General features: G+C 41.6%; 26 protein-coding genes. All 26 read left to right on the top strand.

Annotated elements, in window-relative coordinates:
- The first annotated feature begins 5 nt into the window (after nt 1-5).
- The 26 genes from plsX to hslV all read left to right on the top strand — a co-directional run bounded on the left by plsX (nt 6) and on the right by hslV (nt 25,542).
- Nucleotides 6-1,004: a phosphate acyltransferase PlsX gene (gene plsX / locus MKZ05_RS07830; RefSeq protein ID WP_003211133.1), complete on the top strand. Its 999-nt coding sequence runs from the start codon at nt 6-8 to the stop codon at nt 1,002-1,004.
- Nucleotides 1,005-1,019: 15 nt separating this feature from the next.
- On the top strand, nt 1,020-1,964 hold the full coding sequence (gene fabD, locus MKZ05_RS07835) for an ACP S-malonyltransferase (protein ID WP_268458671.1): 945 nt from the start codon (nt 1,020-1,022) through the stop codon (nt 1,962-1,964).
- Nucleotides 1,964-2,707, top strand: coding sequence for a 3-oxoacyl-[acyl-carrier-protein] reductase (fabG, locus tag MKZ05_RS07840; protein ID WP_050945057.1), 744 nt, complete (start codon nt 1,964-1,966; stop codon nt 2,705-2,707). The genes fabD and fabG overlap by 1 nt, the downstream gene beginning before the upstream one ends.
- Nucleotides 2,708-2,788: 81 nt before the next feature.
- The gene (gene acpP / locus MKZ05_RS07845; protein ID WP_003212028.1) at nt 2,789-3,022 is read left to right on the top strand and encodes an acyl carrier protein; all 234 of its coding nucleotides are present in this window, start codon (nt 2,789-2,791) and stop codon (nt 3,020-3,022) included.
- Nucleotides 3,023-3,206: 184 nt separating this feature from the next.
- Nucleotides 3,207-3,950 (top strand): ribonuclease III, encoded by a 744-nt coding sequence (rnc, locus tag MKZ05_RS07850; RefSeq protein WP_003211549.1) that lies wholly within the window; start codon nt 3,207-3,209, stop codon nt 3,948-3,950.
- Between the two features lie 105 nt (nt 3,951-4,055).
- Nucleotides 4,056-7,616 (top strand): chromosome segregation protein SMC, encoded by a 3,561-nt coding sequence (gene smc, locus MKZ05_RS07855; RefSeq protein ID WP_339162100.1) that lies wholly within the window; start codon nt 4,056-4,058, stop codon nt 7,614-7,616.
- A 22-nt stretch (nt 7,617-7,638) separates the two neighbouring features.
- Nucleotides 7,639-8,625, top strand: coding sequence for a signal recognition particle-docking protein FtsY (gene ftsY / locus MKZ05_RS07860; RefSeq protein ID WP_003211188.1), 987 nt, complete (start codon nt 7,639-7,641; stop codon nt 8,623-8,625).
- Nucleotides 8,626-8,767: 142 nt separating this feature from the next.
- A complete protein-coding gene (locus MKZ05_RS07865) occupies nt 8,768-9,100 on the top strand; it encodes a putative DNA-binding protein (protein ID WP_003210763.1) in 333 nt (110 codons plus the stop codon).
- Between the two features lie 13 nt (nt 9,101-9,113).
- A complete protein-coding gene (ffh, locus tag MKZ05_RS07870; RefSeq protein WP_050945055.1) occupies nt 9,114-10,454 on the top strand; it encodes a signal recognition particle protein in 1,341 nt (446 codons plus the stop codon).
- Nucleotides 10,455-10,559: 105 nt separating this feature from the next.
- Nucleotides 10,560-10,832 (top strand): 30S ribosomal protein S16, encoded by a 273-nt coding sequence (rpsP, locus tag MKZ05_RS07875; protein ID WP_003212139.1) that lies wholly within the window; start codon nt 10,560-10,562, stop codon nt 10,830-10,832.
- Nucleotides 10,832-11,077: a KH domain-containing protein gene (locus MKZ05_RS07880; RefSeq protein WP_012009937.1), complete on the top strand. Its 246-nt coding sequence runs from the start codon at nt 10,832-10,834 to the stop codon at nt 11,075-11,077. The genes rpsP and MKZ05_RS07880 overlap by 1 nt, the downstream gene beginning before the upstream one ends.
- A 103-nt stretch (nt 11,078-11,180) precedes the next feature.
- Complete coding sequence (locus MKZ05_RS07885; protein ID WP_050945054.1) at nt 11,181-11,567, top strand: YlqD family protein; 387 nt, start codon at nt 11,181-11,183, stop codon at nt 11,565-11,567.
- 8 nt (nt 11,568-11,575) lie between these two features.
- Nucleotides 11,576-12,100, top strand: a complete 525-nt coding sequence (gene rimM / locus MKZ05_RS07890) for a ribosome maturation factor RimM (RefSeq protein WP_050945053.1) — start codon at nt 11,576-11,578, stop codon at nt 12,098-12,100.
- On the top strand, nt 12,097-12,831 hold the full coding sequence (gene trmD / locus MKZ05_RS07895) for a tRNA (guanosine(37)-N1)-methyltransferase TrmD (RefSeq protein WP_003211682.1): 735 nt from the start codon (nt 12,097-12,099) through the stop codon (nt 12,829-12,831). The genes rimM and trmD overlap by 4 nt, the downstream gene beginning before the upstream one ends.
- 137 nt (nt 12,832-12,968) lie before the next feature.
- Nucleotides 12,969-13,316: a 50S ribosomal protein L19 gene (gene rplS / locus MKZ05_RS07900; RefSeq protein WP_003212364.1), complete on the top strand. Its 348-nt coding sequence runs from the start codon at nt 12,969-12,971 to the stop codon at nt 13,314-13,316.
- Between the two features lie 88 nt (nt 13,317-13,404).
- Nucleotides 13,405-14,253 (top strand): ribosome biogenesis GTPase YlqF, encoded by an 849-nt coding sequence (gene ylqF, locus MKZ05_RS07905; protein WP_050945052.1) that lies wholly within the window; start codon nt 13,405-13,407, stop codon nt 14,251-14,253.
- Between the two features lie 76 nt (nt 14,254-14,329).
- The gene (locus MKZ05_RS07910) at nt 14,330-15,094 is read left to right on the top strand and encodes a ribonuclease HII (protein WP_003210902.1); all 765 of its coding nucleotides are present in this window, start codon (nt 14,330-14,332) and stop codon (nt 15,092-15,094) included.
- 27 nt (nt 15,095-15,121) lie between these two features.
- A complete protein-coding gene (locus MKZ05_RS07915) occupies nt 15,122-16,858 on the top strand; it encodes a glycosyltransferase (RefSeq protein ID WP_212045857.1) in 1,737 nt (578 codons plus the stop codon).
- On the top strand, nt 16,855-17,130 hold the full coding sequence (locus tag MKZ05_RS07920) for a FlhB-like flagellar biosynthesis protein (RefSeq protein ID WP_212045858.1): 276 nt from the start codon (nt 16,855-16,857) through the stop codon (nt 17,128-17,130). Before MKZ05_RS07915 ends, MKZ05_RS07920 begins: the two co-directional genes overlap by 4 nt.
- A 176-nt stretch (nt 17,131-17,306) precedes the next feature.
- Nucleotides 17,307-18,467 (top strand): ADP-forming succinate--CoA ligase subunit beta, encoded by a 1,161-nt coding sequence (sucC, locus tag MKZ05_RS07925; RefSeq protein WP_003211841.1) that lies wholly within the window; start codon nt 17,307-17,309, stop codon nt 18,465-18,467.
- 22 nt (nt 18,468-18,489) lie between these two features.
- Nucleotides 18,490-19,392, top strand: coding sequence for a succinate--CoA ligase subunit alpha (gene sucD, locus MKZ05_RS07930; RefSeq protein ID WP_339162106.1), 903 nt, complete (start codon nt 18,490-18,492; stop codon nt 19,390-19,392).
- 63 nt (nt 19,393-19,455) lie between these two features.
- Nucleotides 19,456-20,358: a DNA-processing protein DprA gene (dprA, locus tag MKZ05_RS07935; RefSeq protein WP_050945050.1), complete on the top strand. Its 903-nt coding sequence runs from the start codon at nt 19,456-19,458 to the stop codon at nt 20,356-20,358.
- A gap of 193 nt (nt 20,359-20,551) precedes the next feature.
- On the top strand, nt 20,552-22,627 hold the full coding sequence (gene topA, locus MKZ05_RS07940; protein WP_003212237.1) for a type I DNA topoisomerase: 2,076 nt from the start codon (nt 20,552-20,554) through the stop codon (nt 22,625-22,627).
- 70 nt (nt 22,628-22,697) lie between these two features.
- The gene (gene trmFO, locus MKZ05_RS07945) at nt 22,698-24,002 is read left to right on the top strand and encodes an FADH(2)-oxidizing methylenetetrahydrofolate--tRNA-(uracil(54)-C(5))-methyltransferase TrmFO (protein WP_003212444.1); all 1,305 of its coding nucleotides are present in this window, start codon (nt 22,698-22,700) and stop codon (nt 24,000-24,002) included.
- A 62-nt stretch (nt 24,003-24,064) separates the two neighbouring features.
- On the top strand, nt 24,065-24,982 hold the full coding sequence (gene xerC / locus MKZ05_RS07950) for a tyrosine recombinase XerC (RefSeq protein WP_003211704.1): 918 nt from the start codon (nt 24,065-24,067) through the stop codon (nt 24,980-24,982).
- Between the two features lie 14 nt (nt 24,983-24,996).
- Nucleotides 24,997-25,542, top strand: coding sequence for an ATP-dependent protease subunit HslV (hslV, locus tag MKZ05_RS07955; protein ID WP_003211247.1), 546 nt, complete (start codon nt 24,997-24,999; stop codon nt 25,540-25,542).
- The last annotated feature ends 16 nt before the right edge of the window (nt 25,543-25,558 follow it).

A 25,558-nucleotide genomic window follows, 5' to 3' on the forward strand; every position in this document is an offset into this window, starting at 1 on the left:
GTAATATGAGAATTGCAGTCGATGCAATGGGGGGAGACCATGCCCCTAAAGCCATTATTGACGGTGTGCAAAAAAGCTTAACGGCATTTTCAGATATCGAGATTACACTTGTCGGCGATGAAAATAAAATCAAACCATACATAACAAATAACGAGCGCATCACGATTTTAGATGCAAAAGAAGTCATTGAACCGACAGATGAACCAGTGCGTGCAGTTAGACGTAAAAAGGATTCATCTATGGTGAAAATGGCGCAAGAAGTATCCGAAGGACGAGCAGATGCTTGTATTTCAGCAGGAAACACTGGCGCACTCATGACAGCAGGACTGTTTATCGTAGGAAGAATTGATGGCATCGATAGACCGGCACTTGCTCCAACACTGCCAACACTTGATGGCAGTGGGTTTTTATTACTAGATGTCGGCGCAAACGTTGATGCCAAACCAGAACACCTTGTGCAATATGCGATGATGGGTTCAATCTACGCAGAGCGTGTTTTTCCAAAGAGCAATCCGCGTGTAGGATTGTTAAATGTAGGAACAGAAGATAAAAAAGGCAACGATCTCACAAAAAAAACCTTTGAATTATTGAAAGCATCAAATTTGAATTTCGTAGGAAATGTGGAGTCTCGTGATTTACTAGAAGGTGTAGCTGATGTCGTTGTCACAGATGGTTTCACAGGAAATATCGCCCTGAAAACGATTGAAGGCACAGCTCTTTCTGTCTTTAAAATGCTGAAAGAAACATTAACATCCAGCTTCACAGCAAAAATAGCGGCTGGCATGATGAAGCCGAAATTGATGCAGATGAAGTCTAAAATGGATTACTCCGAATATGGCGGTGCCGCTTTATTTGGTTTAAAGGCACCTGTCATTAAAGCGCACGGTTCCTCTGATGAAAACGCCATTTTTCATGCCATTCGTCAGGCACGTGATATCGTAGAAAAAGACGTTTCAGCCATCATTCATCAAGAAGTCCAAAAAGAAACCACGAACGAGTCTTAATGGAGGTATAGCAGCATGACTAAAATTGCATTTTTATTCCCTGGCCAAGGCTCTCAAAAAATTGGCATGGGAAAAGATTTATTTGACCAAGAAGCAGTATCTAAAGCTGTATTTGAAGAAGCAGACAAGACCCTCGGTTTTGACTTATCTTCAATGATTTTTGAAGGAGATGCAGAAGAGCTGACGCTCACTTATAACGCGCAGCCAGCTCTTTTAACGACAAGTATCGCCATCTTAAAGAAATTTGAAGAGAGCGGAATCAAAGCAGATTACGCAGCAGGACATAGCCTTGGTGAATATACGGCCCTCGTTGCGGCAGGCGCACTTTCGTTTCAAGATGCTGTCTATGCAGTGAGAAAGCGCGGCGAATTAATGAACGAAGCTGTTCCAGCAGGAGAAGGCGCTATGGCAGCGATCCTTGGCTTAGATCAAGCTGCGCTTTTAGAAGTGACAAAAGAAGTGACAGAGAGTGGTCATCTTGTAGAACTCGCTAACTTAAACTGTCCTGGTCAAATCGTGATCTCTGGTACAGCAAAAGGGGTTGAACTCGCTTCAGAGAAAGCGAAAGAAAAAGGCGCAAAACGTGCGATTGCCCTTGAAGTGAGTGGACCTTTCCATTCTGCCTTAATGAAACCAGCCGCTGAAAAATTCACAGATGTTCTGTCAAAGCTAAGCATTACAGATGCCAAAACACCAGTGATCTCAAATGTCACAGCAGACATCGTTACATCTCGTGATGCTATTGAAACAAAGCTCATTGAACAATTGTATTCTCCTGTTCGATTTGAAGAAAGTGTAGAACGTCTGATTGATTTAGGCGTGACAACGTTTATTGAAATTGGCCCAGGCAAAGTGCTTTCAGGTCTTGTGAAAAAGGTCAATCGCCGCCTGACAACTATTTCAGTTTCAGATCAGGAAACAATTGAAGTAGCCATTGAAACATTGAAGGAGGATTCTTGATGCTTACAAATAAAACAGCCGTTGTAACAGGTGCATCACGCGGGATTGGCCGTTCTATTGCGATCGATTTAGCAAAGAATGGTGCAAATGTTGTCGTCAACTATTCTGGAAACGAAGCAAAAGCAAATGAAGTCGTAGACGAAATCAAAGCACTTGGCCAGCAGGCATTTGCCGTTAAAGCTGATGTTTCAAATGCTGAAGAAGTACAATCGCTCATGAAACAAGCGATTGACACATTTGGCTCAATTGACATTCTTGTCAATAATGCAGGGATCACAAAGGATAATCTGCTCATGAGAATGAAAGAAAATGAATGGGATGACGTCATTAACATAAACTTAAAAGGTGTCTTTAACTGTACAAAAGCCGTGACACGTCAAATGATGAAACAGCGCAGCGGAAGAATCATCAACTTGGCTTCAGTAGTTGGCGTATGTGGAAATCCTGGACAAGCAAACTATGTTGCAGCAAAAGCTGGTGTCATCGGATTAACGAAAACAACAGCAAAAGAGCTGGCAACTCGTCATATTACAGTCAATGCAGTAGCACCAGGCTTTATTTCTACAGATATGACAGACAAGCTTGATGAGAATGTACAAACTGAAATGCTTAAGCAGATCCCGCTTGCACGCTTTGGTGCACCTGAAGATATTAGCAACGTTGTTGTCTTTTTAGCTTCAGAAGGAGCAGGTTATATTACAGGCCAAACCATCCAAGTAGATGGCGGAATGGTCATGTCCTAAGAAATATCAAAATTTCATTAGGTTTTCTCTAGTTTTTTAAAAACGAATCAACTATAATACTTTGAGGGGAGGTGAAAGGCAATGGCAGACGTATTAGAGCGTGTATCAAAAATTATTGTAGACCGCCTTGGCGTTGATGAGGCTGACGTGAAAATGGAAGCTTCATTTAAAGAAGATTTAGGCGCTGATTCCCTTGATGTAGTTGAGCTAGTTATGGAACTTGAAGATGAGTTCGATATGGAAATTTCTGACGAAGATGCTGAAAAAATTGCAACAGTCGGTGACGCTGTGAACTACATAAATAGCCAGCAATAAGCGTAACAAAGTCCCGTCTGTTTTCATGACGGGACTTTCAAAATTTATGTTAGTTTCAACATATTCAGCTGATCAATTGTCAGCCTTTTTCAGATGCTAAGGAGCAATGTTTCCTTGCATGTAGAAAGAGAGACTCCATATAATCAGTATCCTTAAAGGCGATTAAGCCTACCTGGAGGTTGCTATGCCAAAACAATATAAAGACAAACAGAAACAGAGCAAAAAACTAGAGCAATTTAGAGAATTCCAGCAGCGTATTTCTGTACACTTTCAAAATGAAAAACTTCTATATCAAGCCTTTACGCATTCCTCTTATGTGAATGAACACCGGAAAAAGCCATACGAGGATAATGAAAGACTTGAATTTCTAGGAGATGCTGTTTTAGAATTGACCATCTCTCAATTCTTATTTGCGAAATATCCTGCGATGAGCGAGGGAGATTTAACAAAACTAAGAGCAGCGATCGTATGTGAACCGTCACTTGTGTCTCTGGCACATGAGCTGTCCTTCGGAGACCTTGTTCTTTTAGGAAAAGGCGAAGAAATGACAGGCGGGAGAAAACGCCCAGCACTTTTAGCGGACGTATTCGAGGCGTTTATCGGGGCACTTTATTTAGATCAAGGGCTTGAGCCAGTGGAGCGATTCCTAGAAGCCTATGTTTATCCGAAAATTAATGATGGAGCGTTCTCGCATGTCATGGACTTTAAAAGCCAGCTGCAAGAATTCGTTCAGCGCGATGGAAAAGGTGTACTTGAATACCACATCCTGCATGAAAAAGGACCAGCACACAACCGGGAATTTGAAGCAAATGTCTCCCTTCGCGGAGAAGTGCTTGGAATTGGAAATGGCCGCAGTAAAAAAGAAGCAGAACAGCATGCTGCACAGGAAGCACTTGCTAAATTGCAGAAACATCATATGAACCAATAAAATCCCCCTCGTCATTCAGGGGGATTTCACTCTGTTTTCCATCATCTTTTTTCACTTCATATGGTAAGATAATAGTACTTTAAATACATAAGGAGGATCACTCTCATGTTCCTCAAACGTTTAGACGTGATAGGATTCAAATCTTTTGCACAGCGAGTGACCGTGGACTTTGTCAAAGGGGTCACCGCTGTTGTTGGACCAAACGGAAGCGGCAAAAGTAATATTACCGATGCCATCCGCTGGGTACTTGGAGAACAATCAGCGAAAAGCCTCCGCGGAGGAAAAATGGAAGACATCATTTTTGCAGGAAGCGACTCAAGAAAAAGAGTCAACCTAGCAGAAGTGACTTTAACATTAGATAACGAAGATCACTTTTTACCGATCGATTTTCACGAAGTCAGTGTGACAAGAAGAGTCTATCGTTCAGGGGAAAGTGAATTTCTCATAAACAATCAATCTGTCCGCTTAAAAGATATTATTGAACTTTTCATGGATTCAGGTCTTGGAAAGGAAGCTTTTTCGATCATCAGCCAAGGAAAGGTAGAGGAAATTTTATCTAGTAAGGCAGAAGAGAGAAGAAGCATCTTTGAAGAAGCGGCTGGTGTTTTGAAATATAAAACAAGAAAGAAAAAAGCCGAGAATAAACTGTTTGAAACGCAGGACAACTTAAACCGAGTAGAAGATATTCTGCATGAACTAGAAGATCAAGTAGAACCATTAAGAATGCAGGCATCTATTGCAAAGGACTATTTGCAAAAAAAAGAAGAGCTTGAAAATGTCGAAATCGCCTTAACTGTCCATGACATCGAAGCACTTCATGAAAAATGGACAACACTTGGTGAAGCTGTCGAGCGGTTCAAACAAGATGAAATGAAGCAATTCACAGATATTCAAGCAAAAGAAGCTAAAATTGAAGAGTCAAGAGACCGCATTCAAGCACTTGACGAATCAATTAATGACCTGCAAGAAGTTCTTCTTTTCACAAGTGAGGAATTAGAAAAGCTTGAAGGTAAAAAAGAAGTACTAAAAGAACGGAAGAAAAATGCAGCCGCAAACCAGGGACAGCTAGAAGAAACGCTCATTCGTTTAACTGAAAAGCAGGCGCAGCTAACCGAAAAAATTCAGCAACAGAAAATCGCGCGGGACAGCCTTCAAAAAGAAGTGCAGCAGCTAAAAGATGAAGTGAAAACAAAGCAGCATCAACTGTCGCTTCATAGTGAAGATGTGGAAGGTCAAATTGAACAGCTGAAAAGCGATTATTTTGATCTGCTCAATGAACAGGCTTCCATCCGCAATGAACGCAAATTATTAGAAGAACAGCAGCGCCAAGCGGCCATGCAGCTAGATCGGCTCACGCAAAACAACCAAAAACACATTGAAGAACGTGTGTCTGTCAAAGAGAAGAAAACAGAGGCTGAGCAGCAGCTTTCAGCCCTAGAAGAAGACATTCTGGCTCAGGTCAAGCGTTTTAGAGAAGCGGAACAAAAGCTTGAGCAAATGAAACGTCAATACGAGAAAAAAGAAACGGCTCTTTACCAAGCCTATCAATATGTGCAGCAGGCAAAGTCAAAAAAAGAGATGCTAGAATCCATGCAGGAAGACTTCTCAGGCTTTTTCCAAGGAGTAAAAGAGGTCTTAAAGGCAAAAGAACGGTTAGGCGGTATTCACGGTGCCATTGCAGAGCTGATTCAAACAGATCAGCAGCATGAGACAGCGATTGAAATCGCGCTAGGCGCAGCAACGCAGCACGTCGTCACAGAAAACGAAGCCGCAGCGCGACAAGCAATTGCATACTTAAAGCAGCACTCCTTTGGACGAGCAACCTTCCTGCCAATGAATGTGATCAAAGAAAGAACCATTCAGCATAGAGACGTCCAAACAGCCGAGCAGCACGCTGCATTTATCGGTGTAGCAAGTCACCTTGTTTCCTTTGAAGAAAAGTATCAAAAGGTCATACAGAACTTGCTTGGAACGGTTCTGATCGTTAGAGACTTAAAAGGCGCCAATGAACTGGCAAAAATGCTTGGTCATCGTTATCGCATCGTGACCCTTGATGGAGATGTTGTGAACCCCGGCGGTTCAATGACTGGTGGCGGTGTTAAGAAAAAGAACAACTCCCTTCTTTCAAGAAACCGAGAGATCGAAACATTAACAAAGCAGCTTGTTGAAATGGAAGAAAAAACGACGATCCTTGAAAAGGAAACAAAAGAAACGAAGCAATTGATTGCAGCAAACGAAAGTCAATTAAACGAACTGCGTCAGCGGGGAGAAACGCTTCGAGAACAGCAGCAAGAGCTCAAAGGGAAGCTATACGAACTGCAAGTAGCAGAAAAAAATATTAATGCTCACCTTGAACTCTATGACCAAGAAAAAGAAGAATTGCAGCTGCGTTCTACTGAACTTACAGATAAGGACAAAAAGCAGGCAGCTCTTGAAGTTTCTATAGGGGAGAAATTGACCACCCTTGATCAAGAGATCAATACATTAACAAAGCGTAAGCAGACCCAAAGCTCAACGAAAGAAACCATTTCTGCCGAATTAACAGAGCTGAAAATCTCGCTTGCCAAAAAAGAGCAGTCCTTAGCGAATGAACAAGAAAAGCTTTCGAGCTTAATGGCCGAATTAGAAGAGGCTGAACAAACGCTGACGGAAACAAAAGAAGATCTGTCACTCTTAACAAGTGAAATGACATCTAGCTCAAGCGGAGCAGAACAGCTGGAAGAAGCGGCGAAAGAGAAGCTGGAAAATAAAAACAAAACAACCGCGCTCATTTCAGAGCGGCGCAAACAGCGTCTTGCTCTTTCTGAAACGTTAGAATTTGCTGAACGTGAACTGAAAGAACAAAAACGCCTTTACAAGCAGCTCACCACAAGCTTAAAAGATGAAGAAATTAAGCTTGGCCGTATGGAAGTTGAGCTCGACAACCTCATCGCTTATTTGAACGAAGAGTATGCTCTTTCGTTTGAAGGGGCAAAAGAGATGTATCATCTGACGTTATCGCCAGATGAAGCAAGAAAACGAGTGAAGCTGATCAAATTAGCCATTGAAGAGCTAGGAACAGTGAACTTAGGCAGCATTGATGAGTATGAACGAGTAAATGAACGCTACCTTTTCTTAACAGAACAGCGAAATGATCTGACAGAAGCGAAAAATACATTATTCCAAGTGATCGAAGAAATGGATCAAGAGATGACAAAGCGCTTCTCTGAAACATTCTCGCAAATTCGCGGGCATTTTGAATCAGTTTTCCAAGCATTATTTGGCGGCGGGAAAGCAGATCTTAAGCTGACAGATCCAAACGATTTACTAAACTCTGGCGTTGATATTGTCGCGCAGCCACCAGGGAAAAAGCTGCAAAACTTAAGCCTTCTTTCAGGAGGTGAGAGAGCATTGACAGCGATCGCTTTACTATTCTCTATTTTAAAAGTCAGACCTGTTCCATTCTGCGTGTTAGATGAGGTAGAAGCGGCGCTTGATGAAGCCAATGTTTTCCGCTTTGCACAATATTTAAAAAAATACAGCGAAGAAACACAATTCATAGTCATTACGCACCGCAAAGGAACAATGGAAGAAGCAGATGTGCTCTACGGTGTTACGATGCAGGAGTCAGGTGTTTCTAAGCTTGTATCTGTCAAACTAGAAGAAACGAAAGAGCTTGTCCAGTAATTAAAGGAGGTTTTTGAACCAAATGAGCTTTTTTAAGAAATTAAAAGAAAAATTTACGCAGCAAACCGATTCAGTATCAGAAAAGTTTAAGGATGGACTTGAAAAAACGAGAAACTCCTTTCAAGGAAGAGTAAATGAACTCATTTCACGCTACCGTAAAGTTGATGAAGACTTTTTTGAAGAATTAGAAGAAGTTCTGATCGGCGCGGATGTCGGTTTCACAACGGTGATGGAACTGATTGATGAGCTGAAAAAAGAAGTGAAACTAAGAAACATTCAAGACCCAAGTGAAGTACAATCGGTCATCTCTGAAAAACTGGTTGAAATCTACAATAGCGGAGAGGAACAAATCTCTGCGCTGAATATTGAAGACGGGCGATTAAATATCATTTTATTTGTCGGTGTCAATGGCGTTGGGAAAACAACGACGATCGGCAAACTTGCAAATAAGCTGAAAAATGATGGGAAATCCGTCATTTTGGCAGCAGGTGATACATTCCGTGCCGGTGCAATAGAGCAGCTTGAAGTATGGGGAGAGCGTTCAGGTGTCCCTGTTGTCAAACAGACGGCTGGCTCTGACCCAGCAGCGGTGATCTATGATGCCGTTCAATCAGCAAAAGCGAAAAATGCGGATGTCCTTATCTGTGATACAGCAGGAAGACTACAAAACAAAGTCAACTTGATGAAAGAACTGGAGAAGGTCAAGAGAGTCATTGAACGCGAGGTTCCAGATGCACCGCATGAAGTGCTGCTCGCTCTTGATGCAACAACGGGTCAAAATGCGATGGCACAAGCGAAGGAATTTTCTAAAGCGACGAATGTGACAGGAATTGCTTTAACAAAGCTTGACGGCACTGCAAAAGGCGGGATTGTCCTTGCAATTCGAAATGAGTTAAACATCCCCGTGAAGCTCGTCGGTTTAGGTGAAAAGGTAGACGATCTGCAAGAATTCGATGCAGAATCGTATGTGTATGGATTATTCTCAGACGTGATTGATCAAGAGGACTAACAAAAATGCCGGCAAAAATTGCTGGCATTTTTATTTATACGCCGCTTCATGCAGTGACAAGATAAAAACTTGACACACAGTAGAGAACCGTGTAAACTTAGTTGATGTAAAGGGAATGAACTTAACAAAGGGGAGAGAGCCCATGACGCTTGAAAAAACAACGAGAATGAACTACTTGTTTGACTTCTATCAATCGTTGTTAACCGCAAAGCAAAAGAGCTACATGTCGCTTTACTACCTAGACGATTTTTCCCTCGGTGAAATTGCGGATGAATATGAAGTATCAAGACAGGCTGTTTATGATAATATTAAACGGACTGAAGCGATGCTTGAACAATATGAAGAAAAGCTGCTCTTGTTTAAGAAATTTAAAGAGCGTAAAGAACTTCTCAAAAAAATGAGTGAGCTCGTAGCAGATTCCGCTCAGATGGAAGAAGCAGAAGCTTTAATTGAATCGCTTGAGAAATTAGATTAGGAGGCGGCACAGTATGGCATTTGAAGGATTAGCCGACCGACTGCAGCAGACGATTTCAAAAATCCGCGGCAAAGGAAAAGTGTCAGAACAAGATGTAAAAGAAATGATGCGCGAGGTACGCCTTGCCCTTCTTGAAGCTGACGTCAATTTTAAAGTAGTCAAAGACTTTGTGAAAAAAGTAAGTGAGCGGGCAGTTGGACAAGAGGTCATGAAAAGCCTTACCCCTGGGCAACAGGTCATTAAAGTTGTAAAAGAAGAACTCACTGAATTAATGGGCGGAGAAGAGAGTAAAATCGCTGTAGCGAAAAAATCTCCGACGGTCATTATGATGGTTGGTCTTCAAGGGGCAGGTAAAACCACCACAACTGGGAAGCTTGCCAATTTACTTCGCAAAAAACATAATCGCAAGCCGATGATGGTGGCTGCAGATATTTACAGACCAGCAGCGATCCAGCAGCTTGAAACGCTAGGGAAACAGCTTGATATGCCTGTGTTTTCATTAGGTGATCAAGTCAGTCCTGTCGAGATTGCCAAACAGGCAATCGAAAAAGCGAAAGAAGAACACCATGATTATGTCATTTTAGATACAGCAGGACGCCTTCATATTGATGAAGAATTGATGGATGAACTTCAGAAAGTAAAAGAAGTAGCGAGTCCAGAAGAAATTTTCCTTGTTGTTGACTCTATGACAGGTCAAGATGCTGTCAATGTAGCGAAAAGCTTTAATGAACAGCTAGGTTTAACAGGTGTCGTTTTAACGAAACTAGACGGGGATACACGAGGCGGTGCAGCACTTTCCATTCGAGCTGTCACCAATACGCCGATTAAATTCGCCGCGCTAGGTGAAAAGCTTGACGCGATTGAACCATTCCACCCAGAACGGATGGCATCAAGAATTCTTGGCATGGGAGATGTGCTTACACTGATTGAAAAAGCACAGGCAAACGTGGACCAAGATAAAGCGAAAGAGCTTGAACAAAAAATGCGGACCATGAGCTTTACACTCGATGATTTCCTCGAGCAGCTTGGCCAAGTTCGTAACATGGGTCCACTTGATGAATTGATCCAAATGATGCCGGGAGCCGGTAAAATGAAAGGGCTCAAAAACGTCCAAGTAGACGAAAAGCAGCTCAATCACATCGAAGCGATCATTAAATCAATGACGACCGAGGAAAAAGAACAGCCAGAGGTCATCAATGCAAGCCGAAGAAAACGGATTGCAAAAGGAAGCGGAACATCTGTACAGGAAGTCAATCGCCTTTTAAAGCAATTTGACGAAATGAAAAAGATGATGAAGCAAATGACCAACATGTCCAAAGGAAAGAAAAAAGGCTTTAAATTACCATTTATGTAATTGGTTATACATGATAAAACCGTTGTTAAGAAAAAACACTTTACAAACCCTTTTATCATTGTTAATATACTATCTTGTTGAAATATTTTCGGAGGTGCTAGTAAAATGGCAGTAAAAATTCGTTTAAAACGTATGGGATCAAAAAGATCTCCTTTCTATCGTATTGTAGTAGCAGATTCTCGTTCACCACGTGATGGTCGTTTCATCGAAACAGTTGGAACGTACAATCCAGTGTTATCACCAGCTGAGGTGAAAATCAACGAAGAATTAGCTCTTAAATGGCTTCAAAATGGTGCGAAACCATCTGATACAGTTCGCAACCTTTTCTCAAGCCAAGGAATTCTTGAAAAATTTCATAATGCGAAAAACAGCAAATAATGAATGAGCTGTCCTTGGAAGAATTGATTGTGTCCATCGTCGAGCCACTTGTTGATTTCCCTGAAGATATTCACGTATCTTCATTAGAAAAAGATGAGCAAGTGATTTACACACTGTCTGTCAATGCTGAAGATACCGGAAAGGTGATCGGAAAGCAGGGACGTACAGCGAAAGCGATACGAACAGTCATGTTTGCAGCAAGTGCAGAGTCTTCTAAGAAAGTTCAACTTGAGATTGCTGACTAAAAAGGGAGAGGGCTTAGGACCTCCCCTTTTTTTACACGTTTAAATCTATTTTTCGTTATACTGTAGAGGACAAATGCCTTCGGATAGGGGGACAAAAAGGAAGATGCAGATCATTCAACATGTCACCGTCATGCAAGTATTAACTGAAAGCAGTAAGGACAAACTGTTAACGACTTTTTTGGAGAAAAAAGAAAGACTAGAACGTGAATGCAACCAACTATATTTTCAACTGAAAAAACATGAAAAAGAACCACATCAGCAAGAAGCCATCCCTCAATTTCAAAAAGCCATCGATAAACGGCAGGAAAAGATCCAGCAAATTGACTTTCAAGTAGAGCAGCTGCATATTTTGCCGCTTGGAAGTGAAATGAAAGAGACAGAAGTGGATGCGCTGGTTGAAGTGAAAATAGGTGATAAATGGGATGACAAGATGCAAGACAATGTCATCGTCGTGAAAGACGGCACCATTGTGGAAATACGTCAGGGGTGATTGAGAACATGGAACAAGAATGGTTGAATGTTGGAAAGATTGTCAATACACACGGAGTGCGCGGAGAAGTACGCGTCGTATCAAAGACAGATTTCCCAGAAGAGCGTTACAAAAAAGGAAGCGTCCTCTATATTTTTAAGCAAGGTCAAGGGGAGCCGCTGAAAGTCACTGTCGCATCACATAGGCAGCATAAACAGTTTGATTTGCTTACATTTGAAGAAATTAGCTCATTAAATGAAGCAGAGCTATTGAAAGAATCAATCTTAAAAGTAGAAAAAGAACATCTCGGCTCTTTAGATGAAGGAGAATTTTATTTCCACCAAATCATTGGCTGTGAAGTATACGATGAAGAGGATCAGCTTGTCGGCCAAATCAAGGAGATTTTAACACCAGGGGCAAATGATGTCTGGGTGGTCGGAAGAAAAGGCAAAAAAGATGCCTTGATTCCTTATATCCCATCTGTCGTCAAAAAGATCGATATCTCATCCAAAACCATACACATTGAAGTGATGGAAGGACTCATTGACGAATGAAAATCGACTTCTTAACGCTTTTTCCTGAAATGTTCGAAGGTGTGCTCCACTCATCGATCTTAAAAAAGGCACAGGAGAAAGAAGCTGTCTCATTCAATGTTGTCAATTTTAGAGAGTATTCAGATCATAAGCACAAAACAGTAGATGATTACCCATATGGCGGCGGTGCTGGTATGGTACTGAAAGCACAGCCCGTATTCGATGCGGTAGAAGATTTAACGAAGAAAGCAAGCAAGAAGCCCCGAATTATTCTTGTCTGTCCTCAAGGAGAAAGATATACACAAAAGAAGGCAGAGGAACTTGCAAAAGAAGAACACCTTATGTTCATTTGCGGCCATTATGAAGGCTACGATGAGCGCATCAGGGAGCATCTTGTCACAGATGAAATCTCAATCGGAGATTTCGTTCTCACAGGCGGAGAGCTGCCAGCGATGATGATTGCAGACAGTGTGGTCAGGCTTTTGCCTCATGTGCTTGGAAAAGAAGCGTCTCACATTGAAGATTCATTTAGTACAGGTTTGCTAGAGCATCCTCACTATACAAGGCCAGCCGATTATAAAGGACTAAAAGTGCCGGAAGTGCTCCTCTCTGGAAATCATGCCAAAATTGAAGAGTGGCGGCGCAAAGAATCCTTGAAGCGAACCTATACAAGAAGGCCAGATTTGATCGATTCATGCAAAACGTTAACAGATGAAGAAAAAAGATGGCTTTGGCAGCTTCATAATGACTAGATTGTATTGCACACTGCATAGAGGTATGGTATGATACTACTTGTGACTTGGACGGCTTGCCGATTCAAGTTTGAAAACGATGTTCCGCTGCAATGAAGAAAGAGGACATGAGCATCTGTTGGAAGGAGTTGAAAACGATGCAACATTTGATTGAAGAAATCACAAAAGAACAATTACGCACTGATCTTCCTGCGTTCCGTCCTGGTGACACTTTACGTGTACACGTTAAAGTTGTCGAGGGTACTCGTGAGCGTATCCAGATCTTTGAAGGTGTTGTAATTAAGCGTCGTGGTGGTGGAATCAGCGAAACTTTCACAGTTCGTAAGATTTCTTACGGTGTAGGCGTTGAGCGTACATTCCCTGTACACACACCAAAAATCGCTAACATCGAAGTTGTACGTCACGGTAAGGTACGTCGTGCGAAACTTTACTACCTACGTGAACTTCGCGGTAAAGCGGCTCGTATCAAAGAAATCAGACGATAATGATATCAAAGGAAAGAGCTTGTTACCTGTAACAGGCTCTTTTTTTGTACGATGTATAGAGATAATCGATAGAAGAGAAGGTGCACATATGACGATTCAATGGTTTCCAGGCCATATGGCAAAAGCAAGACGTGAAGTCACAGAAAAATTAAAGCTCATCGACATCGTATTTGAATTAACTGATGCTAGAATTCCGATGTCCTCTAGAAACCCAATGATCGAAGAAATCCTTCAGAATAAACCCAAAATCATGCTATTAAACAAAGCAGATAAAGCGGATCCTCGTGTGACAAAGGAGTGGCAGGCGCACTTTGAGCAGCAAGGCGTTCGGTCACTTGCTATTAACTCTGTCGATGGACAAGGGTTAAATCAGATCATCACAACTTCAAAAGAAATCTTAAAAGAAAAATTCGACCGCATGAAAGCAAAAGGTGTTAAACCACGTGCAATCCGGGCGCTGATTATCGGGATTCCCAACGTCGGGAAATCGACCTTAATCAATCGTTTAGCGAAAAAGAACATTGCCAAAACAGGAGACCGTCCTGGTATTACCACCTCACAGCAATGGGTGAAGGTAGGGAAAGAATTGGAACTGCTCGATACACCTGGAATCCTCTGGCCGAAGTTTGAAGATGAGAAAGTAGGACTTAGGCTAGCGGTAACTGGAGCGATCAAAGATTCTATCATCAACTTACAGGATGTCGCTGTATATGGACTTCGCTTTCTAGAAGAAAACTATCCAGAGAGATTAAAAAAACGCTATGACCTAACGGAGATCCCTGAAGATACGGCTGAGCTGTTTGATGCAATAGGTACAAAGCGCGGCTGTCTCATGAGCGGTGGATTGATTAATTACGACAAAACCACCGAAATCATTATTCGGGATATTCGAACAGAAAAATTTGGTCCCCTCACTTTTGAGAAGCCTGAAAGCTAAAAGACACGCAGCTCATGCGGGTCTTTATTTTTTGCGGAAAACTGCCGATATAAAGAAGGAGGCTGACGAAAAGCCTATGTACACAGTGAAACAAATAAAAGAACTGATAGAAAAGCATTCGCAAGACGAGTCATACATTCATGAGCTTGTAAAAGATGATAAGAGAAAAAGTGTCCAAAAACTGATAGAGAAGTGGCACAAAGAGAGAGAAAAGCAGCAGCAACTTCATGTAGCATGGAATGAGATGCTGCAATTTGAAAACAATGCTAAGGCGCAGGGATACACATGTATTGCTGGAATAGATGAAGCAGGAAGAGGACCACTGGCAGGCCCCGTTGTAGCAGCAGCTGTCATATTAAAGGAAGATACAGTCCTGCTCGGTTTAAACGACTCAAAGCAATTATCTGAGAAAAAAAGATTGGCATATTATGACCTGATCCAAAAAGAAGCACTTGATATCGGTATCGGCATTGTTGATGCGGCTACGATTGATGAAATCAATATTTACGAGGCATCAAGACTGGCGATGGTGAGAGCGGTAGAGCAGTTAACTCATACACCTGATTATCTACTCATAGATGCCATGACGCTCCCACTTCCTATTCACCAGGAGAATATCATCAAAGGAGATGCAAAAAGTGCATCCATCGCAGCAGGTGCATGTATTGCAAAGGTGACAAGAGATCAGATGATGGAAGAATACGGGCGTAAGTACCCTGAGTATCAATTTGAAAAACATAAAGGGTACGGAACAAAAGAGCATTTGGCTGCCATTCAAACACATGGAGCTGCCCCAATCCATCGATTATCGTTTGCACCAGTGAAATCCGTTATCTCATAAATTTTTGACCTAAGGAGGCTGCCTGTGATGACAAGAGTTGAGGACATACATACAGCATTGAATAGCCGGTTAAGTGCGGCAGAATCTGTGCCATTAAACACCGAAGGAAAGGAAAATGTGCATCGGCTGATTCTCGGTAAAGTACTGAAAATGCTTGGAGATGATACAGCCCTTGTTCAAATAGGCTCAACAAAAATAAAAGCACAGCTAGCGGCTCAGCTTAAAGCAGACGCATTTTATTGGTTCCAATTTGAACAAGAGGGTGGAGACAGCCTCAATAAACTAAGGCCAGTCCAGCAATTTGATCAAGATCCTAAGACATTAAAGGATGCCGCTGCCAAACTATTAGAAGGTCTCTCTCTGAAAAGCGGACTTGAAAACATTCTAACAGCCACAGCTTTTTTAAAAGAAAAATCGGTTATCAACGAAACAGAGTTAAAAACGGCAGTGAAGTGGATCGAACAGCTTCAAGGAGCTGATGTGAAAAAAGGTCTCCAGGCACTTCTATTTGCTTTAAAGAAAGACTTGCCGATCCAGGAAGGAGTGCTTCAATCCATTTTAGCTGTGAAATCATCCTCTGCTCTTCATCAGGATATGACAGCGCTGCTAGAACGCTTAACACAGCTCCCGAAGCACTCAGACGCCACACAGGCGCTTACACAAGCCGTTCGATCAGTCATAGATGCTGAGACGTCTGTCCATGCAGAAAAGCTCTTATCGGTCCTTCTAGCAGCGAGAGAAGGGGCGACGAAGCAAGGAGGAAGTCTACCTGTAACGCCTCAGCCCAATCTGACTCAACCAAAAGAAAATAGCCAAACTCCAATCGCTCAAGAGCGTCAGACGACCCAAGTTCTTCAATCTAACGTGCAGCAATCAATAAGCCCAAAAGAGCTGCACATCCCGCCTCAGCAAATTGAGCGGATACTTACAAGTTTAATAAAACAAGGCGCAGATGGGCAGCAAGAGCCTAGCTTAAAACAGCTCACATCATTGCTGCAAGGGCTTCAGCAGGCTGGATCTCAGCCTGATGCAAAAGCATCTGTGCTTCAAAAGGAATTTCCGTTCCTGTCAAAAACAGAGGCAAAAGCATTGGCTCAGGTGGTACAGCAGACGGAACCCGCATTAAGCAATAAAACCGATGTGCTCGATTTACTCATGACGATGAAAAAGGCAATAGGTGTACGTGACGAAATCGGTATGCTGAAACTACTCGAAAAAGGCAACCAGGATGTGAAAAATCAGGAGCTTCACCAATTAAAGCTCGTCTTAAATGATGTGAGACAGTCCGATTTACCAGAGCCCGTAAAAAAAGAAGTCGATCAATTGTTTCATAGATTGAACGGGCAGTTATTTGTGCAGCAGGAGAACCAAACCATCAGCCAAATGATGGTCTCTTATCCGCTCTTTTCAAAACATAGTGTTCAAGATTTAACCTTTATTCTAAAAGGACATAAGAAAAAAGATGGCTCTATTGATATTTCTCAGTGTCGCCTTATGTTTTACTTAAACATGGAAAACCTCGAAGAAACATTAATCGACTGTACGATTCAGCAAAAGGTCATGTCAATTACAGTTGAAACCGGTCATGAACTTCAAGGAACCATTAATCCAATGATTCCAGCAGTTCGGGAGAATTTAAATGCCTTAGGATACAGCCTTACGGGAATTACAGCAAAGAAGAGACAAGAGCCAGTAGATCCGTCTCACTTTCTAGATGAACACTTTCATAAAATCAGCGAGAAAGGGCTGGACTTACGAGTATGAAGGATTCAAAACCGCTTAGAAGGGCGGTCGCTCTACATTATGATGAAGAAAAACAAAAGTCGCCAAAAGTCGTTGCAACAGGGAGCGGCTATGTAGCAGACCATATTATTGAAGAAGCAAAAAAGTCGGGAGTTCCTATCCAAGAAGACCGTAATTTAGTTGAACTCATGCGCCACTTAACGCTGGATGAGGAGATCCCTGAAGCGTTATACGATACTGTAGCAGAAATATTTTCGTTTATCTATAGGTTAGATCAAAAAATGAAAAAATAAGGTAAAATAAGTGTTTTGAATGAAAAATTTATATTTTTAATAAAATAAAAGTTTGAATGTTTAGAAGGATTTTACGATTTTACATAGAACCCTAGACATTCTCTTTTTTATTCTTTAAAATGAAAGCGCAGTCTATTTTATAATTTTTGTTTCTACATATGTTGGGAGGATGGGAAATGAATATCCATGAGTACCAAGGAAAAGAAATCCTAAGAAAATATGGGGTTTCAGTTCCAAATGGTAAAGTAGCATTTACACCTGATGAAGCAGTGAAAGCATCAGAAGAGCTAGAAAGCTCTGTATATGTCGTAAAAGCACAGATTCATGCAGGCGGCCGTGGTAAAGCAGGCGGGGTAAAAATTGCAAAAACAAAAGATGAAGTGAAAGGGTTTGCAGAGGAATTGCTCGGCAAAACACTTGTCACACATCAAACTGGGCCTGAGGGGCGCGAAATAAAACGCTTACTTATTGAAGAAGGCTGCGATATTCAAAAGGAGTACTACGTTGGACTTGTTTTGGACAGAGCGACATCAAGAATTGTATTGATGGCTTCTGAAGAAGGTGGTACTGAAATTGAAGAAGTAGCAGAAAAAACGCCAGAAAAAATCGTCAAAGTGGTCATCGACCCAGCGATTGGATTGCAAGGCTATCAGGCGAGAGAAGTAGCGTTTAAAATTAATATTCCAACAAAATTAGTTGGCCAAGCTGTTAAGTTTATGACAAGTCTTTACAATGCGTTCGTTGAAAAAGATTGTTCAATTGCTGAGATTAATCCACTTGTTGTAACAGGCGATGGAAAAGTCATGGCACTTGATGCGAAATTAAACTTTGATAGCAATGCCTTATATAGACAAAAAGATATATTAGAATACCGTGACCTTGATGAAGAGGATCCAAAAGAAATTGAAGCATCTAAATATGATCTAAGCTACATTTCTCTAGATGGAAATATTGGCTGTATGGTCAATGGTGCAGGTCTTGCGATGTCTACAATGGATATCATCAAGCATTACGGCGGGGACCCTGCAAACTTCCTGGATGTTGGCGGCGGTGCAACAGCTGAAAAAGTAACGGAAGCATTTAAAATCATCTTATCTGATCAAAATGTAAAAGGGATTTTCGTGAACATTTTTGGCGGCATCATGAAATGTGATGTCATTGCAGAAGGTGTCGTTGAAGCGACGAAACAAGTCGGCTTAACATTACCACTCGTTGTACGTCTTGAAGGAACAAACGTTGAATTAGGGAAGAAAATCCTGAGCGATTCAGGCTTAAATATCACTTCTGCTGAGTCTATGGCTGACGGGGCAGAAAAGATTGTATCTTTAGTCAAGTAGAGCAGAAAGGCAGGGAACCTAAATGAGTGTATTTATTAATAAAAATACGAGAGTAATTGTTCAGGGGATTACCGGTTCAACCGCATTGTTCCATACAAAACAAATGATTGAGTACGGAACAAATATTGTTGGCGGTGTCACACCTGGAAAAGGTGGAACTGAAGTAGAAGGAGTTCCTGTATTTAATACAGTATCTGAAGCTGTTCAAACAACTGGAGCAAATGCTTCTGTTATCTATGTACCAGCACCATTTGCAGCAGATGCCATTTTAGAGGCTGTTGATGCAGAAGTCAATCTAGTCATTTGTATTACAGAACATATTCCAGTACTTGACATGGTCAAAGTAAAACGGTATATGGAAGGGAAAAAGACAAGACTTGTTGGCCCTAACTGCCCAGGTGTCATTACACCTGAAGAATGTAAGATTGGGATCATGCCAGGCTACATTCATAAAAAAGGTCATGTGGGGGTTGTTTCTCGTTCTGGAACGCTTACATATGAAGCGGTACATCAGCTTTCAGAAGCTGGCGTTGGTCAATCGACAGCTGTAGGAATCGGCGGAGACCCTGTCAATGGGACAAACTTTATTGATGTATTAAAAGCATTCAATGAAGACCCTGATACACATGCTGTCATTATGATCGGTGAAATTGGCGGTACGGCTGAAGAAGAAGCAGCTGAATGGGTAAAAGCAAATATGACAAAGCCAGTTGTTGGCTTTATTGGCGGTAAAACGGCGCCTCCAGGAAAACGCATGGGACATGCTGGTGCCATTATTTCTGGTGGTAAAGGAACAGCTGATGAAAAAGTAAAAACAATGCGTGAATGTGGAATTGAAGTGGCAGAGACACCATCTGTCATGGGAGAAACTTTGATTAAAGTACTAAAAGAGAAGAATCTCTTTGAAGCTTGTAAAACGCATTAATGACACAAGAAGACTTGTTCTTTGACAAGTCTTCTTCTTTCTATCTTAAACAGGAGGAATGGTATGTACAACGTGTCCGAAAGAATGATTTTTCACCGCTTAAAAGGCCTCATCTCACCCTCTTTGTTAACAAAATGGTGGAAAGTCGATCCTGAGCTATATATAAATGAAGAAACACATCATTTCAAACAGGATCGATCATTACAAACAATCGACTTTACCCGCTTAAAACAAGCCGAAGAAAAAGAATTCCCCATTTTTCAACACATCGTTCAAGCCTATTTAAAGCAAAACATTCACATGATTCCCATCACATCACCCTTATATCCCAGCACACTAAAACATATTTATGATCCTCCCCCTGTGTTATTTCTAAAAGGAAACATATCGTATTTAAATGAAGAAAAAAGTTTAGGTGTAGTAGGCACACGAGTTCCATCGTCTTATGGAGAAGCATGTGTGAAGAAAATTGTTGGTGAGCTTGTAAAGGAAGAGTGGACGATTGTCAGTGGCTTAGCAAAAGGCATTGATGGACTTGCACATAAAGAGTGCATTAGGAATAAAGGGAAAACGATCGGTATTATAGCAGGCGGATTTCAGCACTTATACCCAAAGGAACATGTGCAAATGGCTGAATACATGGGCGAGCATCATTTGCTTTTATCTGAGCATCCGCCTTACGTCAAACCAGAAAAGTGGCATTTCCCTTTGAGGAATCGTTTAATTAGTGCGCTCACAAGTGGAACCATCGTGATTCAGTGCAAAGAAAAGAGCGGTTCACTCATTACCGCCTATCAAGCACTTGAGCAAGGCAAAGAGGTATTTGCGGTTGCAGGATCAATCTTTGATCCTAATTCCACAGGTCCAGCCAGACTTATACAGCAGGGGGCAAAGCTTGTTCATTCAACGAAGGATATTTTAGAGGAATTCTCCTTCCGCAGCGTTCAATATACTGAACTCTCATAAAAATATCGTTTGACAAAAGACATAGGAATATTTAATAATAGTGAGGATTTAAGTTTACACTTTGTTTTTCGTGTTTATAATGATGTTCATCATAAAGAATTTTTCATGATTGCCTGTTAGATAGGTGCAATTAACATAAATATGAATTGTGAAATGTATAAAGAGAGAACACCTCTTAAGGGGGATTTTGAGTATGGCTGATTATTTAGTCATCGTTGAGTCGCCAGCCAAGGCGAAAACGATTGAGCGTTATTTAGGTAAAAAGTATAAAGTAAAGGCTTCAATGGGGCACATAAGAGATTTACCGAAAAGTCAGCTTGGTGTTGACACTGAGCATGACTTCGAACCGAGGTATATTACAATTCGCGGGAAAGGCCCCGTATTAAAAGAATTAAAAACAGCTGCGAAAAAAGTAAAGAAAGTCTATCTCGCAGCTGACCCCGATAGAGAGGGAGAAGCGATTGCTTGGCATTTAGCGCATAGCCTTGACCTTGACCTCTCTTCTGACTGCCGCGTTGTCTTTAACGAGATTACAAAAGATGCTATTAAAGATTCCTTTAAGCATCCACGTATGATCAATATGGATTTAGTTGATGCACAGCAGGCAAGACGGATCTTAGATCGTCTCGTTGGGTATAAAATTAGTCCGATTTTATGGAAGAAAGTGAAAAAGGGCTTAAGTGCTGGTCGTGTTCAATCAGTTGCACTCCGCCTGATTATTGATCGCGAGAATGAAATTAATGAATTTAAACCAGAAGAATACTGGACAATTGACGGTACATTCCTAAAAGGAAAAGAAAGCTTCGAAGCGAGCTTCTTTGGCGTCAATGGCAAAAAGCATCCACTGAAAACAAAAGAAGATGTAAAAGAAATCCTTTCGAAACTAAAAGGGAGCAAATTCTCTGTAGAGAAAGTGACGAAAAAAGAGCGTAAACGCAACCCAGCTGTTCCGTTTACAACATCTACTTTACAGCAGGAAGCTGCGAGAAAATTAAACTTCCGTGCGAAAAAGACGATGATGATTGCACAGCAATTATATGAAGGAATTGATCTTGGTAAAGAAGGTACAGTCGGACTCATTACATACATGAGAACGGACTCAACACGTATTTCCAATACGGCGATTGAAGAAGTATCTGCTTTCATTGATCAGACGTACGGTAAGAATTTCTTAAATACAACAAAACGAACCGCTAAAAAGAATGAAAATGCACAAGATGCTCACGAAGCCATTAGACCGACATCTACGCTAAGAAAACCAGCAGATGTCAAACATGTTTTAAGCCGAGATCAGCTTCGTCTGTATAAATTGATTTGGGAACGATTCGTCGCAAGCCAAATGGCGCCGGCTGTTCTTGATACAATGAGTGTGGACCTTGATAATAACGGGCTTACATTCCGTGCTAACGGAAGCAAAGTGAAATTCCCTGGATTCATGAAGGTATATGTAGAAGGGAAAGACGACCAGCTAGAAGAAAAGGACAAAATGCTGCCTGATCTTAAAGAAGGTGATACGGTTCTTTCAAAAGATATCGAACCTGAACAGCACTTCACGCAGCCGCCTCCGCGCTACACGGAGGCAAGACTTGTCAAAACGCTTGAAGAGCTAGGTATAGGCCGTCCGTCTACGTATGCACCAACATTAGATACGATTCAAAAGCGCGGCTATGTCGCACTTGATAATAAACGGTTTATCCCAACAGAGCTTGGGGAAATTGTTCTCAACTTAATCATTGAATTCTTCCCTGAAATCATTAACGTGGAATTCACAGCGAAAATGGAAAAAGAACTTGATAGCGTTGAAGAAGGTACGATCGAATGGGTTCGTATTATCGACAGCTTCTATCAAGACTTTGCAAAACGGGTCGAAAAAGCGGAAGCAGAAATGCAAGAAGTTGAGATTGAGCCTGAATACGCCGGAGTTGACTGTGAAGAGTGTGGACATCCGATGGTGTACAAAATGGGTCGATACGGTAAGTTCATGGCTTGCTCTAACTTTCCTGACTGCCGTAACACAAAACCAATTGTGAAAGATATTGGTGTGAAATGCCCGACATGTCATGAAGGAAACATTGTTGAACGAAAATCTAAGAAGCGCCGCATTTTTTATGGCTGTGATCGTTTTCCAGAGTGTGAATTCGTCTCTTGGGACAAACCGATTGAAAGAAAGTGTCCAAAATGCGAAAATATGCTTGTAGAGAAAAAGCTGAAAAAAGGCATGCAAGTTCAATGTGTGAATTGTGATTATAAAGAGGAACAACAAAAATAGCGGTGAGCAGCCTTGTTCACCTGCTTTTTTATGTCATCAAACAGAACTTACGAAATAGGAGAGTTGTACAATGAGTCAATTTGTAAATGTGATCGGAGCAGGTTTAGCTGGAAGTGAAGCGGCATGGCAAATTGCTAAACGCGGAATTAAAGTCAACTTGTATGAAATGAGACCTGTCAAACAAACGCCAGCTCACCACACAGATAAATTTGCAGAGCTTGTATGCAGCAATTCACTGCGTGCCAACGCTTTGACAAATGCGGTCGGTGTATTAAAGGAAGAAATGCGTCATTTAGATTCAGCGATTATCGCAGCTGCAGATGAAAGCTCAGTTCCTGCTGGCGGAGCGCTTGCAGTAGATCGTCATGAATTTGCAGCAAACGTTACTGATCGCGTAAAAAATCACCCGAATGTGACAGTTTTTCAAGAAGAAGTGCAAAGCATTCCAGAAGGTCCAACAATTATTGCGACAGGCCCACTTACATCTGAAGCACTTTCAAAAGAATTAAAATCGTTAACTGGTGAAGAATATCTGTACTTCTACGATGCAGCGGCTCCTATCCTAGAGAAAGATAGCATTGATATGGATAAGGTGTACTTGAAATCACGTTATGACAAAGGAGAAGCTGCTTATTTAAACTGTCCAATGACAGAAGAAGAATTCGATCGTTTTTACGACGCGCTTATTTCTGCTGAAACTGTGCCATTAAAAGAGTTCGAAAAAGAAATCTTCTTTGAAGGCTGTATGCCAATTGAAGTCATGGCGAAAAGAGGAAAGAAAACGATGTTGTTTGGTCCGATGAAGCCAGTAGGACTTGAAGATCCGAAAACAGGAAAAAGACCTTATGCTGTTGTTCAATTAAGACAAGATGATGCAGCAGGCACTTTATATAACATCGTCGGCTTCCAGACACATCTGAAGTGGGGCGACCAAAAGGAAGTATTCCGCTTGATTCCAGGTCTTGAAGAAGCAGAGATTGTTCGTTATGGCGTGATGCACCGCAATACATTCATTAACTCACCAAGTCTTTTAAAACCAACGTATCAGTTTAAAAATAGAGAAGATCTATTCTTTGCCGGACAAATGACAGGCGTTGAAGGCTATGTCGAGTCCGCAGCTTCCGGACTAGTGGCTGGAATTAACGCCGCTCGTTTTGTCAAAGGAGAAGAGCTTGTGACACTTCCGGAGGAAACAGCGATCGGCAGCATGGCTTATTACATCACATCGACAAACAAGAAAAGCTTCCAGCCAATGAATGCGAATTTTGGTTTGTTGAAAGATCTTGGTGTTCGCATTAAAAACAAACAAGAGCGTTATGCGGAGTACGCTAAGCGCGCAATCGAAACTATTCAAACTATTTCGAAATCTCTGTAGTAAATCATTGCACGGAAAGCAAGATATGTGATACCATTTAAAAGCCTTAAAGAGGTGTAAAAATGACGAATAAACAGCGTCTTGTCCACTTATTCATTGAATATCTGCAAATTGAAAAAAACTATTCTGCTTTAACCATCTCAGGATATACAGAAGCGATTGAAGAGTTTGTCAGATTTATGAACGTTCAAGGAATAGACGGTTTTGAAGAGGTATCCTATCAAGATACGAGAATTTATTTAACAGAAGCTTATGAAAAAGGCCTGACAAGAAGAACGATTAGTAAGAAAGTCTCTGCGCTTCGCAGCTTTTATAAATTTCTATTAAGAGAACAGCTTGTGAAAGAAAATCCTTTTTTACTCGTTAGCTTACCAAAGCAGGATAAGCGAATTCCTTCATTTTTGTATGAAGAGGAACTGAAAGAGCTTTTTACAGTTTCTGATGTCAGCACACCGCTTGGGCAAAGAAACCAAGCGATTTTAGAACTTCTTTATGCAACAGGTATGAGGGTCAGTGAGTTATGTTCATTAAAAGAATCTGATCTTGATTTATCGATGGATACAGTGCTTGTTCATGGAAAAGGCAGCAAGCAGCGGTATGTTCCTTTTGGTTCATATGCTCATGAAGCGCTCATCACTTATTTAGAGGATGGAAGGCTAAAGCTGAAAGCGAAGGGGAATGATCGTGCTGATGCATATGTGTTTTTGAATCAGCGCGGGGCGCCTCTTACAGACAGAGGCGTTCGATTCATTCTCACTGAACTAATGAAAAAGGCGTCAGGCACATTACATATCCATCCTCACATGTTAAGGCACACCTTTGCCACACACCTCTTAAATGAGGGGGCAGATTTGAGAAGTGTTCAAGAACTTCTTGGTCATTCGAATTTATCATCAACTCAGGTGTACACGCATGTATCAAAAGATTCTTTAAGGAAAACGTACATGTCTCATCACCCAAGGGCTTTTAAACGATCCTAAAAGGAGGTTTTTTCATGTCATCATTTCATGCAACAACCATCTTTGCCGTTCAACACAAAGGAAAAAGTGCGATGGCTGGAGACGGTCAAGTCACTTTCGGGCAGGCTGTCGTGATGAAACACACAGCAAAAAAAGTGCGCCGTCTTTTCGGAGGCAAGGTGCTTGCAGGTTTTGCAGGTTCAGTAGCAGATGCATTTACACTCTTTGAAAAGTTTGAAACGAAGCTTGAAGAATATGGTGGTAACTTAAAGCGGGCAGCCGTAGAACTAGCAAAAGAATGGCGTAGTGACAAGATGCTTAGACAGCTTGAGGCCATGCTGATCGTTATGAACAAAGACAGCATCCTGCTTGTCTCTGGGACAGGAGAGGTCATCGAACCAGATGACGGTATTTTGGCCATCGGCTCAGGCGGCAATTATGCGCTTAGCGCCGGGAGAGCACTCAAAACACATGCAGGTGATCATCTCACAGCAAGAGATATTGCAAAGGCAGCTCTTGAAACCGCTGGAGAAATCTGTGTCTACACGAACGATCAAATCACTTTAGAAGAGCTTGAATAGAAAGGACATGAGACGT

This window comes from Bacillus sp. FSL M8-0277 (assembly GCF_037975305.1).
GTDB lineage: Bacteria > Bacillota > Bacilli > Bacillales > Bacillaceae > Bacillus > Bacillus pumilus.

Bases quoted from the DNA above. Each gene is read 5' to 3' on its own strand.
- plsX (WP_003211133.1), top strand. From the start codon at position 6: ATGAGAATTGCAGTCGATGCAATGGGGGGAGACCATGCCCCTAAAGCC.
- fabD (WP_268458671.1), top strand. From the start codon at position 1,020: ATGACTAAAATTGCATTTTTATTCCCTGGCCAAGGCTCTCAAAAAATT.
- fabG (WP_050945057.1), top strand. From the start codon at position 1,964: ATGCTTACAAATAAAACAGCCGTTGTAACAGGTGCATCACGCGGGATT.
- acpP (WP_003212028.1), top strand. From the start codon at position 2,789: ATGGCAGACGTATTAGAGCGTGTATCAAAAATTATTGTAGACCGCCTT.
- rnc (WP_003211549.1), top strand. From the start codon at position 3,207: ATGCCAAAACAATATAAAGACAAACAGAAACAGAGCAAAAAACTAGAG.
- smc (WP_339162100.1), top strand. From the start codon at position 4,056: ATGTTCCTCAAACGTTTAGACGTGATAGGATTCAAATCTTTTGCACAG.
- ftsY (WP_003211188.1), top strand. From the start codon at position 7,639: ATGAGCTTTTTTAAGAAATTAAAAGAAAAATTTACGCAGCAAACCGAT.
- MKZ05_RS07865 (WP_003210763.1), top strand. From the start codon at position 8,768: ATGACGCTTGAAAAAACAACGAGAATGAACTACTTGTTTGACTTCTAT.
- ffh (WP_050945055.1), top strand. From the start codon at position 9,114: ATGGCATTTGAAGGATTAGCCGACCGACTGCAGCAGACGATTTCAAAA.
- rpsP (WP_003212139.1), top strand. From the start codon at position 10,560: ATGGCAGTAAAAATTCGTTTAAAACGTATGGGATCAAAAAGATCTCCT.
- MKZ05_RS07880 (WP_012009937.1), top strand. From the start codon at position 10,832: ATGAATGAGCTGTCCTTGGAAGAATTGATTGTGTCCATCGTCGAGCCA.
- MKZ05_RS07885 (WP_050945054.1), top strand. From the start codon at position 11,181: ATGCAGATCATTCAACATGTCACCGTCATGCAAGTATTAACTGAAAGC.
- rimM (WP_050945053.1), top strand. From the start codon at position 11,576: ATGGAACAAGAATGGTTGAATGTTGGAAAGATTGTCAATACACACGGA.
- trmD (WP_003211682.1), top strand. From the start codon at position 12,097: ATGAAAATCGACTTCTTAACGCTTTTTCCTGAAATGTTCGAAGGTGTG.
- rplS (WP_003212364.1), top strand. From the start codon at position 12,969: ATGCAACATTTGATTGAAGAAATCACAAAAGAACAATTACGCACTGAT.
- ylqF (WP_050945052.1), top strand. From the start codon at position 13,405: ATGACGATTCAATGGTTTCCAGGCCATATGGCAAAAGCAAGACGTGAA.
- MKZ05_RS07910 (WP_003210902.1), top strand. From the start codon at position 14,330: ATGTACACAGTGAAACAAATAAAAGAACTGATAGAAAAGCATTCGCAA.
- MKZ05_RS07915 (WP_212045857.1), top strand. From the start codon at position 15,122: ATGACAAGAGTTGAGGACATACATACAGCATTGAATAGCCGGTTAAGT.
- MKZ05_RS07920 (WP_212045858.1), top strand. From the start codon at position 16,855: ATGAAGGATTCAAAACCGCTTAGAAGGGCGGTCGCTCTACATTATGAT.
- sucC (WP_003211841.1), top strand. From the start codon at position 17,307: ATGAATATCCATGAGTACCAAGGAAAAGAAATCCTAAGAAAATATGGG.
- sucD (WP_339162106.1), top strand. From the start codon at position 18,490: ATGAGTGTATTTATTAATAAAAATACGAGAGTAATTGTTCAGGGGATT.
- dprA (WP_050945050.1), top strand. From the start codon at position 19,456: ATGTACAACGTGTCCGAAAGAATGATTTTTCACCGCTTAAAAGGCCTC.
- topA (WP_003212237.1), top strand. From the start codon at position 20,552: ATGGCTGATTATTTAGTCATCGTTGAGTCGCCAGCCAAGGCGAAAACG.
- trmFO (WP_003212444.1), top strand. From the start codon at position 22,698: ATGAGTCAATTTGTAAATGTGATCGGAGCAGGTTTAGCTGGAAGTGAA.
- xerC (WP_003211704.1), top strand. From the start codon at position 24,065: ATGACGAATAAACAGCGTCTTGTCCACTTATTCATTGAATATCTGCAA.
- hslV (WP_003211247.1), top strand. From the start codon at position 24,997: ATGTCATCATTTCATGCAACAACCATCTTTGCCGTTCAACACAAAGGA.